General features: G+C 36.8%; 14 protein-coding genes. 4 read left to right on the top strand and 10 right to left on the bottom strand.

The features are described 5' to 3' along the window. Positions 1 to 3: 3 nt before the first annotated feature. Positions 4 to 768 carry an MBL fold metallo-hydrolase gene (locus tag FJA49_RS12435; protein WP_140001244.1) on the bottom strand — a complete coding sequence of 255 codons (765 nt, stop codon included), beginning with the start codon at positions 766 to 768 and terminating at the stop codon, positions 4 to 6. Positions 769 to 853: 85 nt separating this feature from the next. On the opposite strand from FJA49_RS12435, the gene FJA49_RS12430 reads away from it, so the two are divergent. Beyond that, positions 854 to 2,326, top strand: coding sequence for a TonB-dependent receptor (locus FJA49_RS12430; protein ID WP_140001243.1), 1,473 nt, complete (start codon positions 854 to 856; stop codon positions 2,324 to 2,326). 74 nt (positions 2,327 to 2,400) lie between these two features. Further along, entirely contained in the window at positions 2,401 to 2,949 is a 549-nt protein-coding gene (locus FJA49_RS12425) for a GNAT family N-acetyltransferase (RefSeq protein ID WP_140001242.1), read from the top strand. Between the two features lie 67 nt (positions 2,950 to 3,016). Here the strand turns inward: FJA49_RS12425 and bcp are convergent, their stop codons facing one another. Continuing rightward, positions 3,017 to 3,469 (bottom strand): thioredoxin-dependent thiol peroxidase, encoded by a 453-nt coding sequence (gene bcp / locus FJA49_RS12420; protein ID WP_140001241.1) that lies wholly within the window; start codon positions 3,467 to 3,469, stop codon positions 3,017 to 3,019. Positions 3,470 to 3,553: 84 nt separating this feature from the next. Between bcp and FJA49_RS12415 the strand changes: the two genes are divergently transcribed. Then, complete coding sequence (locus FJA49_RS12415) at positions 3,554 to 4,204, top strand: endonuclease III domain-containing protein (protein WP_140001240.1); 651 nt, start codon at positions 3,554 to 3,556, stop codon at positions 4,202 to 4,204. 37 nt (positions 4,205 to 4,241) lie between these two features. Here FJA49_RS12415 and FJA49_RS18585 read toward each other — a convergent pair whose 3' ends face one another. Both FJA49_RS18585 and FJA49_RS12410 read right to left on the bottom strand, forming a co-directional pair. After that, a complete protein-coding gene (locus FJA49_RS18585; RefSeq protein ID WP_233590148.1) occupies positions 4,242 to 4,385 on the bottom strand; it encodes a hypothetical protein in 144 nt (47 codons plus the stop codon). Between the two features lie 54 nt (positions 4,386 to 4,439). After that, positions 4,440 to 5,024, bottom strand: a complete 585-nt coding sequence (locus tag FJA49_RS12410; protein WP_140001239.1) for a sigma-70 family RNA polymerase sigma factor — start codon at positions 5,022 to 5,024, stop codon at positions 4,440 to 4,442. Between the two features lie 319 nt (positions 5,025 to 5,343). On the opposite strand from FJA49_RS12410, the gene uvrA reads away from it, so the two are divergent. Then, a complete protein-coding gene (gene uvrA, locus FJA49_RS12405; RefSeq protein ID WP_140001238.1) occupies positions 5,344 to 8,130 on the top strand; it encodes an excinuclease ABC subunit UvrA in 2,787 nt (928 codons plus the stop codon). 206 nt (positions 8,131 to 8,336) lie between these two features. Here uvrA and FJA49_RS12400 read toward each other — a convergent pair whose 3' ends face one another. The 6 genes from FJA49_RS12400 to FJA49_RS12375 all read right to left on the bottom strand — a co-directional run bounded on the left by FJA49_RS12400 (position 8,337) and on the right by FJA49_RS12375 (position 16,195). Further along, positions 8,337 to 9,314 (bottom strand): YeiH family protein, encoded by a 978-nt coding sequence (locus FJA49_RS12400; RefSeq protein ID WP_140001237.1) that lies wholly within the window; start codon positions 9,312 to 9,314, stop codon positions 8,337 to 8,339. A 69-nt stretch (positions 9,315 to 9,383) separates the two neighbouring features. Further along, entirely contained in the window at positions 9,384 to 10,280 is an 897-nt protein-coding gene (locus tag FJA49_RS12395; RefSeq protein WP_140001236.1) for a LysR substrate-binding domain-containing protein, read from the bottom strand. Positions 10,281 to 10,299: 19 nt separating this feature from the next. Then, complete coding sequence (locus FJA49_RS12390; protein WP_140001235.1) at positions 10,300 to 11,775, bottom strand: oligosaccharide flippase family protein; 1,476 nt, start codon at positions 11,773 to 11,775, stop codon at positions 10,300 to 10,302. Positions 11,776 to 11,989: 214 nt separating this feature from the next. Next, positions 11,990 to 13,270 carry a glycosyltransferase family 4 protein gene (locus FJA49_RS12385; RefSeq protein ID WP_140001234.1) on the bottom strand — a complete coding sequence of 427 codons (1,281 nt, stop codon included), beginning with the start codon at positions 13,268 to 13,270 and terminating at the stop codon, positions 11,990 to 11,992. Between the two features lie 115 nt (positions 13,271 to 13,385). Then, positions 13,386 to 15,845 (bottom strand): YfhO family protein, encoded by a 2,460-nt coding sequence (locus tag FJA49_RS12380; RefSeq protein WP_140001233.1) that lies wholly within the window; start codon positions 15,843 to 15,845, stop codon positions 13,386 to 13,388. A gap of 71 nt (positions 15,846 to 15,916) precedes the next feature. Further along, positions 15,917 to 16,195, bottom strand: coding sequence for a DUF4834 family protein (locus FJA49_RS12375; RefSeq protein WP_140001232.1), 279 nt, complete (start codon positions 16,193 to 16,195; stop codon positions 15,917 to 15,919). Positions 16,196 to 16,230 lie beyond the last annotated feature (35 nt).

Here is a 16,230-nt window from a genome sequence, read left to right as displayed (position 1 = left end):
GGTTTAAATGGTTATTTGTAGGTTGTCATACGCCAAATATACGTTTTCAGGAAGCAGCTTTTCTACTTCATCATGAAATCCCATTCTATGGCTGATATGGGTGAGATAGGCCTTTTCAGGTCCTACAATTTTTATAAATTCCAAAGCTTCTTCCAGATTGAAATGAGAATGGTGTGGTTCTTCCCTCAAAGCATTAACAACAAGCACTTTCAGTCCCTTTAGTTTTTCTATCTCAGAAGATTCAATAGTCTTGACATCTGTCAGATAGGCGAAATCGTCTATTCTGTATCCAAAAACCTGAAGGTCGCCATGCATAACATCAATCGGAATAGCTTTTTTATTACCTATATCGAAACTTTGCCCGTTAATTACCTCTATCGGTTCAACAGACGGAGCGCCCGGATATTTATTGACGGTTTCAAAAACATAATCGAATCTGCGTTTAAGAGATTCTAAAACCCTTTTGTGCAGATAGATTGGAATATTCCCCTGTCTAAAGTTAAATGGGCGGATATCATCCAATCCTGCAGTATGGTCAGAATGTTCATGCGTAAAGAGAATGCCATCAATTTTTGGGCATTTGGATACCAGCATTTGCTGCCTGAAATCCGGCCCGCAATCAATAACAAAAGAATGATTTTCCCAAGAAATCCAAACAGACACACGAAGACGCTTGTCTTTTGCGTTGGTACTTTTACATACGGGATGCTCGCTTCCTATAACCGGAATGCCCTGTGAAGTTCCCGTACCTAAAAAATAGACTTTCAATTGACGTTAATTTTTTACAAAAATAGGATTAATTCCCTTTAATAAAAGCCCTATTTTGTTAACTTTGCAAAGTATTCTCACTATTATGAAAAACGACGAAAACGAGATTAAACTTAAAGGAGATAAGGTCATTGAGCAAATTCCTTCTGTCAAGGATAAGGCACTCCGTATCAACTTGAATGAAAATATATATGGTACTTTTGCCGAAATTGGTGCCGGTCAGGAAACTGTAAGACACTTCTTTAGAACCGGCGGCTCTTCAGGAACCATTGCTAAGGCGATGTCTGCCTATGACAAGGATTTTAGCGATGCTATTTACGGTGCGGAAACTGACGGAAGATATGTTACGGAAGCCCGACTAAAAAAAATGCTTTCACACGAAGTAAAGCTTGTAGAACAACGTCTGAACAGAGATAAGCACCCTAGCAAAATGTTTTTTAGCTACGCCAATACTGTAGCTACAATTGACTTTGCAAAACAATTCAAAGGACATGGCTGGGTTGGAATCAAATACCAGATTGAGCCGGACGAAGATTATAATGAAATCATACTCCATATTCGCTTTAAAGAAACTGATGCCCGATTACAACAAGAAACTCTTGGTATTCTAGGTGTTAATTTGATTTATGGCGCTTTTTACAAATACAACGACCCGAAAAAATTATTGCGTTATCTCTATGACCACTTGGACAAAGACCAATTGGAAATTGACACCATCAATTTTTCCGGCCCACGTTTTGCTGATGTCGACAACCGTTTGATGAGCCTTCAATTGGTTAAAAACGGAATGACTGATGCCGTAATGTTTGATCCGGAAGGAAACAACGTTTTACCGGCAGCGGTACTTTACAAAAAGAACATTCTTGCTTTAAGAGGAAGTTTCCGCCCTGTAACCCGTGTAAATATGGATATGTACGAGAAATCATTGCAGATGTTTCTCGAAGAAAATAAAGTAGAAAAAGAAAACACGCTGGTTGTTTTTGAAATTACGCTATCCAACCTGCGTTCAGATGGTGAAATTGACGAAAGAGACTTCATGGACAGGGCTGAATTGCTTTGTTCGTTAGGACAGACCGTAATGATTTCTAACTTCCAGGAATATTATAAGGTGGTAGAATACTTCTCTAACTACACTAAAGCCCGTATGGGACTAGCTATGGGAGTTAGCAATCTTGTCGATGTTTTTGACGAAAAATATTACCGCCACTTAAGCGGTGGTATCCTTGAAGCTTTTGGTAAATTATTCTACCGAGATTTGAAGGTATTCTTATATCCGATGAAAGACGAGCACGGCGTAGTCATCAATTCAGAAAATCTGAAAGTACACCCTAGAATGAAAGAATTGTACAAATTCTTTAAATTCAACGGTAAGGTAGTAGACATCACTGATTTTGATGAGCATGATTTAGAAATCTTCTCTCGTGAAGTTCTGAAAATGATCAGCAAAGGAAAGCCAGGCTGGGAAAGCATGCTACCAAAAGGTATTGCCGAAATGATTAAAAGAGACAATCTTTTTGGATATGACCCGAAAAAGCTGGTAGAAGAAAGCACCAATTAATTTCGACAACGTATTAATTAGAAAAGAGCGTCTTTTATTGAATACTATTAGAAGATAGCTCCAAATCCCTGACTTTGAACACTACAAAAAATTATATTTTTACTTCTGAAAGATTGGGGTTCAGAAACTGGATTTCTGAGGATGTGGAGGAAATGGCCCAAGTCAATAGCAATCCAAATGTAATGGAGTTCTTTCCTGCTACTCCTACTTTTGAACAGACAAAAGCCTTTGTTGAAAGAATGCAGAAGCAATTTTCAGACAAAAAGTATTGCTATTTTGCTGTTGACATATTGCAAAGCGGGACTTTTATTGGTTTTATCGGATTGTCTGATAAAGATTTCGAATCCGATTTTACACCTTGTGTTGATATTGGATGGAGGTTGTCTGAAGAGCATTGGTACAAAGGTTATGCAACCGAAGGAGCCAAAGCTTGTTTGAAATATGGTTTTGAAAAATTAAATCTTGAAAAAATTATTTCTACAACACCCAAAATAAACCTAAAATCAGAAGAAGTAATGAAAAAAATAGGAATGACGAAGGTAAAAAACTTTGATCATCCTTTACTTTTAGAGGATAACCGACTTAAGGATTGTCTTCTTTACGAAATAATAAATCCTGGTTAAACTATTTACTTTGATTTTCATACAACAAAAAAGCAGTATCCGTCGATACTGCTTTTTTGTTTGTCTTCTATTTCAATATCTGTTTAGCGTGTGCCTTGGTTTTTACATCGGTAATCACTTCTTCAATGTTCCCATTTTCATCAATCACAAAAGTGGTCCTGTGAATCCCGTCATAGGTTCTTCCCATAAACTTTTTAGGTCCCCAGACACCGAAAGCTTCTATAATACTTTTGTCTTCATCTGCCATCAGCGGAAAAGGAAACTTAAATTTATCTCTGAATCTACCTTGTGCTTTTTGAGAATCTGCGCTTACTCCCAGAAGTTCATAATTGTTTGCTTTAAAACGTTCAAAATTATCACGCAAGTCGCAAGCTTCAGCAGTACAGCCCGGCGTATTGGCCTTCGGATAAAAGAAAACTACTAACTTTTTTCCTTTATAATCTTCTAACTGGTGAAATTTTCCGTCTTGGTCAAAGCCTGAAAAATCAGGCGCTTTGTCTCCTGCTTTTAATGTTATCATGTTTTTGGTATTGGGTTTTAGAAAGTTGGAAAAAGGAAAAACTAAATATTTATCCTAATTTTACATTTATAAAAATAGCTAAAAATGACCAAAAAAGAACGTGCAACATTTGTTATTAATACGTTAAAAGAGTTATATCCCACTATTCCAGTACCGTTAGACCATAAAGATGCCTATACATTACTAATTGCAGTTTTATTATCAGCACAATGCACCGATGTTCGTGTCAACCAGATTACGCCATTGCTCTTTGCCAAAGCCGATAATCCTTATGACATGATAAAAATGTCTGTTGAAGAAATTCAGGATATTATTCGTCCGTGTGGTCTATCCCCTATGAAATCAAAAGGAATTTACGGGTTATCCCACATACTTATCGAAAAATACAATGGTGAAGTTCCTCAAAGCTTTGAAGCTCTGGAAGAGCTTCCAGCTGTGGGCCATAAAACAGCCAGCGTTGTGATGTCACAAGCTTTTGGAGTTCCTGCTTTTCCGGTAGATACACATATCCACCGATTGATGTACCGCTGGGGGCTCTCAAACGGGAAAAACGTAGTACAGACTGAAAAAGACGCAAAAGCTATTTTCCCAAGAGAATTATGGAATGACCTTCATCTTCAGATTATCTGGTATGGAAGAGAATATTCTCCGGCTAGAGGCTGGAATTTAGAAAAGGATATTATTACCCGCACTATCGGCAGTAAAAAAGTACTGGCTGAACTGGCTGGAAAATAAAAAAAATATCCCGACAATAAATTATCGGGATATTTTATCAATTAGCAATCGACTCAAATTTAAGCCCTTTAACTTTGATATAAGTCAAGGCTTTAGAGTAATTCAATAAAAATGATATTGTCTCTTTTTTAGGCTGCATTGGTTTTGTTGCTAATGATTTTTTAGAGTAGATTTTTGCCATATAATAATTTTACTAGGTTATTTCTACTACAACGCAACAATACAGCTAATATTGTTAGTTTGTTAAAATTATTTGATGTTTATCTATAACTTTTCTCAAGTTCATAAGAGCATAGCGCATCCTTCCTAATGCGGTGTTGATGCTAACTCCTGTCAATTCAGAGATTTCTTTAAAACTAAGATCCTGATAAATCCTCATTAATAGTACTTCTTTCTGGTCATCCGGAAGTTCTTCGATTAATTTTTTCAGGTCTTGTTCTACTTGAGCCGTAATCATTCTGCTTTCAATATTCGGACATGAATCTGAAATAACAGAAAATATAGAAAACTCCTCTGTCTCTCTGGACATTGGCATTTTTTTACCTCTCCTGAAATGATCTACGATAAGATTGTGTGCTATTCGCATAACCCAAGGAAGAAACTTCCCTTCTTCATTATACGATCCTGATTTCAAGGTTTTGATGACTTTAATAAAAGTATCTTGAAAAATATCATCAGTAATATCTCTGTCAGAAACCTTGGAATAGATAAATCCATAGATTTTTGACTGGTGTCTGTCGATAAGTGATGCAAGAGCGACTTCGTCACCTGCCACATATCTTTTTACCAACAAAGCGTCTGGGGTTTGAACATTTGCCATAGTATTACCTTTTAGTTTTTGGTTGTAAATGAAAAATAGATATTCTAAAAAGTAATTTTTTGTTATAGGCAAGTGTTAAATTAGAATTAATAATGAACCAAATGTAGTGTTATTTTTTTTATAGTACAAAACATAATATTGAATTTTAACATAAAACCTTATGATAAAATAAATCCTAACAATGATTTTCCGTCAAAATATGGCAAATTCCCATACATTTACGACTCCGTTAACATTGAAATCATTATGCTTTCTCAATTGTAGAGTATCGACTTGCTTCACTCAAAATTAATTATCTTTGTACCTCTCAAAACAGGCTATGACAACTGATATAACAAACATTGAACCAAAATCAAATATTATCATCAAAGGGGCTCAGATTCACAATCTTAAGAATCTTGATGTCGTAATTCCAAGGAATAAATTTGTAGTCATTACAGGGCTTTCCGGCTCGGGAAAATCAAGCCTGGCCTTTGATACGCTGTATGCCGAAGGTCAAAGAAGATATGTAGAAAGCCTTTCTTCTTATGCCAGACAGTTTCTTGGACGATTAGACAAGCCAAAAGTAGAATACATCAAAGGAATCGCTCCGGCAATTGCTATCGAGCAGAAAGTCAATACAACAAATGCACGATCAACCGTTGGAACTTCTACCGAAATATACGATTACCTGAAATTGCTTTTTGCAAGAATCGGGAAAACCTACTCGCCTGTTTCCGGACAAGAAGTCAAAAAAGACAGTGTTACGGATGTAATCAATGAGGTAAAATCATTTGAATTGGATAGCCGATGGTTGCTTCTGGCTCCTATCCATCTGGAAGACGGACGTGCGCTTGAAGATAAACTGAAAGTCTTATTACAGCAAGGTTTTGCCCGTATTCTTATTGATAACGAAATGGTAAGACTTGATGAAATTGATAGTCATTCGTTAGACAACAAGGATATATTATTAATTATTGACAGGATTGTTGTCAAAGAAGAAGAGGAATTTTACAACCGACTTGCCGATGCGATACAGACTGCTTTTTATGAAGGCAAAGGTGTTTGCTATCTACAAGAACTAAATACGGATAAGCGTTTTACATACAGTAATAATTTTGAACTGGACGGAATACAGTTTTTTGAACCAAACGTACATCTTTTTAGTTTTAATAATCCTTATGGTGCCTGCCCTACCTGTCAAGGTTATGGTAATGTCATAGGAATCGATGAAGACTTGGTTATTCCAAATACTGCACTTTCTATTTTCGAAAATGCCATTTATCCGTGGCGTGGTGAAAGCATGAGCTGGTATCGCGATGAACTGGTTAAAAATGGCTATAAATTTGATTTCCCTATCCACAAGCCGTATTACGAGCTTACTGAGGAGCAAAAAGCTTTGGTATGGAAAGGCAATAAAGATTTTGTTGGATTGAACGATTTCTTTAAAGAACTTGAAGTAAAAAATTATAAAATACAAAACCGTGTGATGCTTTCCCGCTACAGAGGTAAAACCAAATGCCCGGATTGTAGAGGAAAACGTCTGCGTGAAGAAGCCAATTACGTAAAAATTGCCGGCAAAACGATTTCAGACTTAGTCGATTTGCCAATCAAAAAGCTTGTTACTTTTTTTAAAGAATTGGAGCTTTCAGAATACGATTTAAAAGTAGCCAAGCGTTTGTTACTGGAAATCAATAACCGTTTAGCTTTCCTTTCGGAAGTTGGTCTTGACTATCTTACTTTAAACCGAAATTCTGCCACCTTGTCCGGAGGTGAATCGCAACGAATCAATTTGGCTACCTCATTAGGAAGCAGCCTGGTAGGTTCGATGTATATTTTGGACGAGCCAAGTATTGGACTTCACCCAAAAGACACGGAACGATTGATAAACGTTTTGATTTCGCTTCGTGATTTAGGGAACACGGTTATCGTGGTTGAACACGATGAAGACATTATGAAGGCTGCAGATATGATTATCGATATTGGTCCGGAAGCAGGAACCTTTGGTGGTGAATTGGTCGCTCAAGGAACTTTTGATGAAATCCTTACATCATCATCGCTTACAGCCAAATACCTGAACGGTCAAGAAGAAATCAAAACGCCTAGAATCCGCAGGAAGCATAAAAACTTTATCGATATCATTGGTGCGCGCGAAAACAACCTTAAAAATATTGATGTTCGTTTTCCTTTGGAAGTACTTACGGTAATCACGGGAGTTTCCGGTAGTGGAAAAAGTACGCTTGTCAAAAAAATACTTTTCCCTGCCATGCAAAAGGCCTTGGAAGGAGTTGGTGAGAAAGCAGGACAATTTAGCGAAATGACCGGAAGTTACCAGCTAATCAAACATATCGAATATGTTGATCAAAACCCTATCGGGCGAAGCTCACGTTCTAATCCGGTAACGTACATAAAAGCCTATGACGATATCCGTGACTTGTTTGCCAAGCAAAAATTATCACAGCTTCGCAATTACCAGCCAAAACATTTTTCTTTCAACGTTGACGGTGGCCGCTGCGAAACCTGTAAGGGTGAAGGTACAATCAATGTAGAAATGGTGTTTATGGCCGATGTTCAATTGGTTTGTGATACCTGCAACGGAAAACGTTTCAAAAAAGAAATTTTGGAAGTTGCCTACGAAGGAAAAAACATTGACGATATCCTTACGCTGACTATTGATGATGCTGTGGCTTTCTTCTCAGAACATAAACAGACAAAAATCACTCAGAAACTACAACCATTACAGGATGTAGGATTGGGTTACGTACAGCTTGGACAGTCGTCATCGACACTTTCCGGCGGTGAAGCACAGCGAATCAAACTGGCGTCTTTCCTCGTAAAAGGAGCGACAAAAGACAAGGCTCTGTTTGTTTTTGACGAACCAACTACCGGTTTGCATTTCCATGATATCAAAAAGCTGTTGGCTTCATTTGATGCCCTGCTTGACAAAGGGCATTCTATCATTGTTATTGAGCATAATCTTGACCTTATCAAGTGTGCCGATTATATTATCGATATCGGTCCTGAAGGAGGCGAAAATGGAGGGCAATTGGTCGCATCAGGAACTCCGGAAGAAATCGTGCAGAACAAAAATTCGGTTACCGGTAAATACCTCAAAGAAAAATTATAGTTCTGTTTAACACTAATTTATCATTTCAAGAAGCATGACATTTTAACTTTGGCATGGAACTTGAATATAGTAAAGTGTAAAAAGTTAGTTGGTTATACGAACTGATAAAATATTTAAGAGTTTAATAATTTGGTTGATTATTAAAATTGGTTGGTTAGGTTTGTTATAAATCCCGTTGTACTGCAAAGTAGGCGGGATTTATTATTTTATGAGCTATAATAAAACACAGCTATAGCCGCAGGAACGGCTATTAGTATCCAAAGAATAATTCCTTGCAATATGGGTTTAAACCCTACCGTAGCCAATACTTTTTTTGACAAGCCGGCTCCAATTAAAAAAAGAGTAACCGTCATTCCTATTTTTGATACGCTAACAAGGCTGCCTCCTATTTTTTGAAAAAAAGGAATGTAAGTATTCAGTACAATAGCAACTACAAATAAACCGATAAAGTAAGGGATTTTTACTTTAGCTTCTTTGGATTTAAAAATAAGCGAGCTAAAAAAAGCAATTGGAATAATCCATAAGGCTCTTGTAAGTTTCACGGTTGTAGCAATCTGTAAGGCTTCGTTTCCATATTTGCTGGCTGCTCCTACTACCGAACTGGTATCTTGTATTGCAATGGCACACCATAGTCCGAATTGCGATTGCGAAAAGTGTAACATATGACCTATAATCGGGAACAGAATCAAAGCGATAGAATTCAGTATAAATATGGTACCCAGAGCTACACTGATTTGTTTTTCTTTTGCATTGATAACCGGAGAAACGGCAGCAATAGCACTTCCACCACAAATAGCGGTTCCAACAGAAATCAGAAAAGACGTTTCTTTAGTAATCTTTAGAATCTTCCCAACTATATATCCGGCTATAAGAACACCAAAAATGGAAAATACTGTAAATAGAAAGCCATTCTTGCCCGCCTGCAGCGCCGTGTGCACATTCATCCCGAATCCTAAACCTACAACAGAAATTTGCAGTAAGTAATGGGTTACTTTATGATTGAATTGCAAATACGGGTGTCCAATGGTCTGCGCTGTCAAAATCCCTAAAAATAAGGCAACAGGTGGTGAAACATAAGTAGAAGCACAAAGTAGAATAAGCACTATAAACAAAGCTTTTCTGAGCGAAATATTCTTCCCGAAAATTGTTTTGTTTTGATCTAAAAGCTGATTGATTTTTTCCATTATCTGATTAATTTATAATGCAAATTTGGAAAGTATCAGAACAATAGAGAAATGACTATAACGAATGCATTATAACTTAAAGTTATGTAAAGATAAGTGTTTGAGAAAAATATCATTTAAAAAGTGCGTATCACCTTGCTGTGTAATACAATAGAAAAAGCGTTCTATTTCCAGTTCTTTTATATCAACAATTTTTAATTCGCCATTCTTCAGTTCTTTGAATATGGAAGCCACTGATAGAAAGGCATAGCAATTAGAACTCAACAGATAGGATTTGATACTTTCCGTACTTTCAAATTCCATATCAATATTGAGGCTTGCTGAATTTAACCCTGCTTTTTTTAATGCTGCTATAATAACTTCACGGGTTCCTGATCCGCTTTCTCTTATTACTAAAGGTAATTGTGGCAGATCTTTTAAAGCTATTGTAGTCTTTTTTGAAGTTGGATTAGAAGCACTGGTACATAAAACAATTTCATCCTTGACTAAAGGAATGTATTTAATGTTTTTGCGTTTAGTTTGTCCTTCAACTATGCCCAAGTTGATTTTATTTTCTAAAAGCAGGTTTTCAATATGTTCCGTATTATTTACAAATAACGCTATTTTCAAATCGGAAAACTTGCGTTTAAAGGAAGCCAAATGCTCCGGTATAAAATATTGCGCAACCGTTGTACTGGCTCCTATTTTAAGGGTTCCTTTTACATCTTTTGTCAAGGCCGCAAGGTCAAATTCAATATCTCTGTAGATATTAAGAATTTCTTCCGCATAACGCAAAAGTATCTCTCCGGCTGGTGTCAGTTTGATTCTTGTGCCGTTTCTTTCAAATAATTTGCTTTTATAGAAAGATTCTATTTCATGGATGTGCTTGCTGACGGCGGGCTGGGTAATAAAGAGCTCTTCGGCTGCTTTGGTAAAATTAAGCCGCTTCGCAACGATGTAAAAAACCTTTAGCCTAAAGTCGAGCATAGCATCAAGGGTTAAAAAACTACTTCTTAAGCGAGTTTTTGATTAAAGGAACCATCTTTTCCAATACCTGATTGATATCGGCAGAAATCTTGAAAACATAATTGAGATACACATATGATATTGTAATCAATACCGATTTCAAAATGATATTTATAAAAGGATTAAAAGGAAAATCCCAGAAATAAAATGCGACAAACACAACTGCTATAATTCCAAACGATTTTAGGGTGTTAGCAGTAAACGGATACAAATCCATTTTTTTCACGACAAACAAAAGCTTTATCGTGTTATATACAAATATAGAAATAAAAGTAGCCAAAGCTGAGCCGGTGATGCCATACATTGGGATGAAAAGCATGTTCAGTCCAATCATCATGGCAACCAGTAGCAATCCGAAAATCAAAACCATGCGGTAGTATTTCGTATTCAGGATAATGGCATTGTTATTTCCTAAAATCACATCATAAAACTTCCCTAGCCCGATTAAGAAAACGCTCCAAAGTCCCGCTTCATAATTCCCCGGAATTACCAAATACAATTCTTTGATATTCAAAAAAATGCCCAGCATTACCAATCCGCCAAAAACCTGCAAGCTGATAGCGCTTTTTTTATAGAGATCGTTTAGTTCTTCCATCTTTTCTTCGCTCATCAATCGGGCTGTTATCGGATAGATAATCTGTAGCATGGCACGGCTTGGCACAGCAATAACAGTAGCAATGTAAATCGCTACAGAGTAAACTGCATTTTTACTGATTTCTTCATAAGCCGGAATCATTACCTTATCAAAATCCAGCAATAATACGGCTACGCTTCCTGACAGGATGATAAAAAACGAATAGCCAAAAATATCTTTTACATTTTCTGGAATCTTGACCTGTAGCTTAGGCATTTTGACATACATGGCATAAATCATCATAGCCAGCATTTGCAATCCGTAAGCACCAGCTATGCAATAAATAAAAGTATCTTTCTCAATCCAGCCCATATAAATGGAACACAGAAGTATCGTTGTTACAATTCTGACCAAGACTTCGCTGATAAAATTCCCAAACACCGATTTCATATGTACCTTAACCCAGGCATAAAAAATCTCAAAATAGCCCATAAAAAGTCCTACGACAGGAATCAACCATAAATAAGGCTCAACCGTAGGATTATCTTTTACTATCCACAACTCTATCTGTTCATAGCCAAAAATAGTGATGATAGTAATAGGCACTATCAGCAGAAAAGGCATCAGGAGCATAAAACTCAGAAAACGTTCCCGCTCGCTTTCTTCCTTATATTTTGCATAAAACCGTATCAGTGTACTGTGTACGCCAAACGCCATCAACGGCATCATGATATTGGCAGCAGAAAGCAAAAATGAAACAATACCGTAATGTGTTTTTCCTAAAAAACTGGTATAGAGGAAAAGTGCATTAATAGCGCCAATACCAAAACCAAAATAGGTTACGGCGATGTTTTTGGCAGACTGATTTAATACAATTCCCATGGGTATTTTTGATTTATGATTTAGGATTTAGGATTTTAGATTTGTGAGCTTTGATTTATGAACTTTGATTTATGATTTATGATTTTAGATTTATGACTTTAGATTTATGACTTTAGATTTCTGTTCTTCTAAACTGTCCCTTCTTTACCATCTATCCACTATCAACTATTCTCTATCCACTATCAACTATCCATTATCAACTATCATCTATTCTCTATTTTCGTATTATTTTTGACAGTTTTTCCGTTAGGCTTTTTCGGCTGTATTGTTGTAAACCAACGGCGTGTGTTTTAAGGTTGCTTTCTTTAAAGGCGGCATAATAGTTCAAAATACGGTCTTTTAAGGCATCAAATTCATCATAATGGAAAAAGGCACCTGTGTTTGTTTCTTTAATGATAGACGCAAAATCTGAGCCTTCCGGGCCTATTGCCAATATTGGGCGTTCAGAGGCCATATATTCAAATAGTTTTCCCGGTATGATGCTTTTTGTATCTTCAGAATTGATTTCAACCAATAGCAATACTTGTGATTTTCTTTGGTGTTCTACTGCTGTCTTGTGTGGCACATAGCCCAAATTGTTTACATAAGAGCTCAATCGGAACTCTGAAAGCGCATCCAATACTTCCTGACTCACGGCACCAATCAATTTCAGTTCAAAATCCTTTTTGAAATCAGGGTTTTCTTTAATGATTTCTTTCAGGCATTTCCATAAGATTCTTGGATTTCTTTCAGATAAAAAAGAACCGATATGCGCCATGCTAAATTTTTCATCCAAAGGCTGCTTTGTTATTTTTTCTATATCAAAACCATTTGTAATAACTTCAATAGGTTTTGATGTTAGTGCTTCAAATTCTTTCTTGGTCGTTTGGCTGGTTACTAAAATTTGGTCGGCTTCATTTAAGACGATTGATTCTAGTTCCTTATGTTTTTTAGAAGCTGATTTGGATAATTTCAACTTATTATGGTAGCCAATGGTTGTCCATGGATCTCTAAAATCAGCAATCCAATGTGTTTTGGTTCTTTCTTTTAAAGCCAGTCCAATCAAGTGCAGACTATGCGGTGGACCGGAAGTTATTATCGTATCGATACCATTTTCACGAATGTACTTTTCTAAATACAATACCGAAGGTTTAACCCAAAATACACGGGCATCCGGAATAAAAACATTACCACGAATCCACAAAAAAAGTTTTTCCAACAGGGATTGCTTTTTTTGGTTCGGGATGATGCCAGAACTGATTTTTTTGGTCTTTTTCTTGGAGAAAAAAGAGGCAAACCCATACGGCTCGAAAATTTTTTTCTTTAGGATAATAGCTTTATCCGAAACTTCTGAAACCAATCCTTCATCCAGAATCGGATAGGTTGGATTTTCAGGAATATAAACAATCGGCTGAATATCAAAATCAGGAAGGTACTTTACAAACTTTAACCAACGCTGCACTCCAGGTCCTCCAGCGGGCGGCCAATAATAAGTTATGATGAGTACTTTTTTCAAAATTGTGGATTTGTGATTGGAGATTTTTGATTTTGGATTTTAGATTTATGATCTTAGATATGTGATTTAAGATTGCGGATTTCTGGCAGAAATCAAAAATCTCAAATCTTAAATCTTACTTCTCTAATGAATCTTCTTTTTTGTTCCTTTTATTTTCCCAATAAATACCGCCAATTAAAAGCAATAGCATAAAAATCGAGCTGATTAAAGCTATTGTGCTACCTGTCTTAACGACTTGTGGCTCAAATTTAAATTCAATTGTATGCTTTCCTGCCGGTACTTCCATTGCTCTTAAGGTATAATCTACCCTAAAATGGTCAGCTGGTTTCCCGTCAATTGTTGCCTTCCATCCTTTTGGATAGTAGATTTCAGAAAACACGGCCAATCCTTTTTGAGAATTGTTGGAAGTATATTTCAAATGGTTCGGCTTGTAACTATTTAGAACAATTGTTGCCGTACTGTCTTTTTGATACGTTTTAGCGATTGTATTTTTAAACTCCTTCTGGTTAAAGACAGCCTGGTTCTTAGTATCTAATTTATCTAATGCCTTCATTTCTTCATCTGGCGTATCGACAAATTTCACTTCTTTTACGAACCATGCATTTCCGTTAGCATCCGGGTTTATGATTGGGTACTCCTTCCCTTTTTCATCAACCTGGATAACGTATTTGGTATTTAGCATGTTCAATACATTCAGGTTGTTTTTCGCAATTTGGTAATCAAACAACTGCTCAATCCTTCTTGGACGAACAGCGCTATAACCTGATAGTGATTTATGGAAGTAGGAAGTTCTTGCCTGTAATCTTCCTTCGATTTCATAAACACGATATTGTGTCGTATCTCTTAAAATCTGCTGATCTGAAGCTGTTGGTTGGAAAGGCTCGTTGATTTCTCTTGCGCTAGCAAAACCAGAACTATCAACATAGTTTTTATCAATGAAGAACAAATCGCCAATCATGAATAACCCTACTAATATGACCGCAAAAGTATGGGAAAGCTTATTTTTAATATGTAGCCACAATAGTCCTGCTGTTACTAAAATCAAGATTCCGGAACGCAACAGGTCGCCATTGTACATGCTTCTTCTGTCCTCACGCAATGCTTCAACAAAATCAAGCCCGAAAGAATGGCTTCCTTGTGCCTGACTAAACATCTGTTGCATTTGGGCATCATAAGGTCCAACAAAATCAAACATACTTTTAGCAAAGAAAAGCACTATAATAATTCCTAAACTTACGGCTCCTGACAGTTTTAATGATTTCCACTGTTCAGCCTTATCCGCTTTGAAAAAACTTTGTAATCCCATGATGGCTAAGACCGGAATACACAATTCAAGGATAACCTGGATTGAAGATACTGCCCTGAATTTGTCATACATTGGTACGTAGTTAATGAAAAAGTCAGTCATTAACGGGAAGTTCTTGCCCCATGAAAGCAATAGTGAGAAAATCGCTCCTGCTAAAAATGCATATTTGATTTTTCTCTTATCGTTAAACAAAGCTAGAATACACAAAAAGAAGACAACAGCTCCAATATAAGCCGGTGCCGCAACAATAGGCTGGGCACCCCAATATGTTTTTGCATAGGCTTCGGTAAAACCTTTGGCTTCCTCAGGATTTGCGCCTTGAGCCGAGATAAATTCATATACTTTAGACTTGTCTCCCAAATGTTCTGAGTTAGAACCTCCAAATAATCTTGGAGCAAACAAGTTTAAACTTTCTGCAATTCCGTAGCTATATTCCGTGATATAGTCATAAGACATTGACGAAGTTGTAGTGTTTTTAGAACCATCCGGATTAAAACTCAGTTCGCTTTTTCCACGCATACTGAAATCCGTATATTCTGAGGTTGCCATCAGGCTGGTTGCATTGGCTCCAACAGCCAAAATTCCTGCTGCAGCAAATACTCCAACGGCATATAAAATACCTTTGTAATCTTTCTGTCTGATGTATTTATAAAGGAAATAGATGCCTATGATTAACAGTAAAAATAATAGATAATAGGTCATCTGAAAGTGGTTCGCATTAATTTCCAACGCTCCTGCAATCATGGTGAGCAAACCGCCAACAACATATTTTCGCCTGAATACGAGAATCACACCGGCAACCACCAGCGGCATATAGGCTATAGCATGGGCTTTGGCGTTATGCCCGACACCCAAAATAATAATCAGATAGGTAGAAAAACCGAAAGCTAAAGCTCCAAAAAAAGCTTTGAGCGGGTCAATCCTCAGGGCAAGTAATAATCCGTAAAATCCGAGGAAATATAAGAAAAGATAATCAGCCGGTCTAGGCAGGAAACGTAATACATCATCCAAGTCACCTACAAAATCATTAGGATATTTGGCTCCTAATTGGTAAGTTGGCATTCCACCAAATGCAGAATTTGTCCAAAACGGCTCTTCTTTTTCCTTGGCACGGAAATCATTCTGCTCTTTTGCCATTCCTGTATATTGCGCAATATCAGACTGATAAATCTGTTTGCCTTGCAGGACAGGATAAAAATAAATTAGGGAAACCAAAACAAAGCCTAAAATGGCCAGTAAGTGCGGATAATACTTGCTGATTATTTTCATACGGTGTTAATTGAAAACAAATAAAATAAAGGCGTGAAGATACGCTTTACCGCAAATATATTCAAAGAAAGTTAGTCTATTTCTTCGTAATCGATGTATTCGCCTACTTTTTTTGTTTCACGTGGTCGGTCAGATCTTCTGTTGGCATTTGTATCAACATTAGTAAAACTATCCTGACTATTTTGTCTTTGGTAGTTTTGTTGCTGCTGTTGGAAACTCTGTTCCGCTTTTTGCACTACGGTTCTCACCATGATAGGAAAAAATATCCTTGCAAGCAGTCTGATACCGTAATAAATACAGACTAGGATAAACAACGTTCTCAAGACTCCGTTTAATGAAGCAAACTGCATAATCTAAAATTTTAAACCGTAAAATTAGCAAATAG

This window comes from Flavobacterium microcysteis (genome assembly GCF_006385255.1).
GTDB classification, from domain to species: domain Bacteria; phylum Bacteroidota; class Bacteroidia; order Flavobacteriales; family Flavobacteriaceae; genus Flavobacterium; species Flavobacterium microcysteis.
The sequence above is the reverse complement of the archived record's forward strand: the minus strand, read 5'-3'. Positions and strand labels throughout refer to the sequence as shown.